Origin of the sequence: Streptomyces katrae, from assembly GCF_000966975.1 — a bacterium.
Classification (GTDB): Bacteria; Actinomycetota; Actinomycetes; order Streptomycetales; family Streptomycetaceae; genus Streptomyces; species Streptomyces katrae.
The window spans coordinates 1-333 of the sequence record NZ_JZWV01001195.1 but is presented as its reverse complement, the minus strand read 5'-3'; the positions used below and the strand labels follow the sequence as shown (position 1 = coordinate 333).

Here is a 333-nt window from a genome sequence, read left to right as displayed (position 1 = left end):
ACTGGTGCTGGCGGCGTCCGCGCCGGTGCCGCGGCGGCCGGCGGGGTGGACGGCGGCCGCTTGGGCCCGCGAGGTGGCCGCGATCCGGGAGCGGGGGGTCGCGTTCGACTACGAGCAGTGCGTGGACTCCCTGTCGTGCGTGGCGGCCCCGGTGCACGCGGCGGACGGCCAGGTGGTGGCCTCCGTGGCGGTGACCTCCCTGGACGCGAAGCTGATCCCTCCGCTGTGCGACGCCGTGAGCCGGGCGGCGGCGGCGATCGGCGCGCGGCTGGCCAGGCTGCCGGAGCCGGGCCGGCGGCCGCGCGCGAGCGGACCGGGCGGGGACCGGGGGAC

Annotated in this window: 1 protein-coding gene; it reads left to right on the top strand. The window is 80.5% G+C overall.

The features are described from left to right. Positions 1–73: 73 nt before the first annotated feature. The coding region (locus VR44_RS34860; protein WP_245692759.1) for an IclR family transcriptional regulator C-terminal domain-containing protein at positions 74–333 on the top strand (260 nt) is incomplete at its 3' end.